This is a genomic window from Streptomyces canus (assembly GCF_001514145.1).
GTDB lineage: Bacteria > Actinomycetota > Actinomycetes > Streptomycetales > Streptomycetaceae > Streptomyces > Streptomyces canus.
Map to the genome: position 1 here is coordinate 1 of NZ_KQ948722.1, position 1,149 is coordinate 1,149.

The 1,149-nt window shown below is 67.8% G+C and carries 1 pseudogene; it reads left to right on the forward strand.

The features are described from left to right. A pseudogene (locus AQJ46_RS51215) lies at positions 1 to 1,149 on the forward strand (alpha-1,4-glucan--maltose-1-phosphate maltosyltransferase); the annotation flags it as partial.

Consider the following 1,149-nt stretch of genomic DNA (forward strand, 5'->3'; position numbering starts at 1 on the left):
TGACGCCTGACGTGGACGCGGTGCTCGCCCGCCATCCCCTGCGGGAGTTGATCACGGCGTCGGAGACGTTGCCGCTGCTGGTGGAGCGGGAGCGGGCGCTGTTCGGGTCGTGGTACGAGTTCTTCCCGCGTTCGGAGGGCACCCCTGAGCGGCCGCACGGCACGTTCCGTACCGCGGCGCGCCGGCTGCCGGCGATCGCGGCGATGGGTTTCGACGTGGTCTATCTGCCGCCGATCCATCCGATCGGCAGCACTTTCCGCAAGGGCCGCAACAACACCCTGTCCGCCGGTCCCGACGATGTGGGGGTGCCGTGGGCGATCGGCTCGCCGGAGGGCGGCCATGACGCGGTGCACCCGGATCTGGGCACGCTGGAGGACTTCGACTGGTTCGTGCAGGAGGCCGCGGCGCAGGGTCTGGAGATCGCGCTGGACTTCGCGCTGCAGTGCTCGCCGGATCATCCCTGGGTGCACAAGCACCCGGAGTGGTTCCACCACCGCCCGGACGGGACCATCGCGTACGCGGAGAACCCGCCGAAGAAGTACCAGGACATCTACCCGATCGCCTTCGACGCCGACCTGGAAGGCTTGATCGCGGAGACGCTGCGGGTGCTGCGGCACTGGATGGACCACGGGGTGCGGATCTTCCGCGTGGACAATCCGCACACCAAGCCGGTGGTGTTCTGGGAGCGGGTGATCGCGGACATCAACGCCACCGACCCGGACGTGATCTTCCTGGCCGAGGCGTTCACCCGCCCGGCGATGATGCACACCCTGGCCCAGATCGGCTTCCAGCAGTCCTACACCTACTTCACCTGGCGCACCACCAAGGAAGAACTCACCGAGTACCTGAGCGAGCTCTCGGGTGAGGCGGCCTCCTACATGCGGCCGAACTTCTTCGCCAACACTCCCGACATCCTGCACGAGTTCCTCCAGCACGGCGGCCGTCCCGCGTTCGCGCTGCGCGCGGTGCTGGCCGCGACCCTCTCGCCGACCTGGGGCATCTACTCCGGCTACGAACTCGCCGAGAACACTCCCCTGCGGGAGGGCGGCGAGGAATACCTGAACTCGGAGAAGTACCAGCTCAAGGCCCGGAACTGGGACGCCGACGACACCCTCGCCCCCCTGATCACCCAGCTCAACACCATCAGGC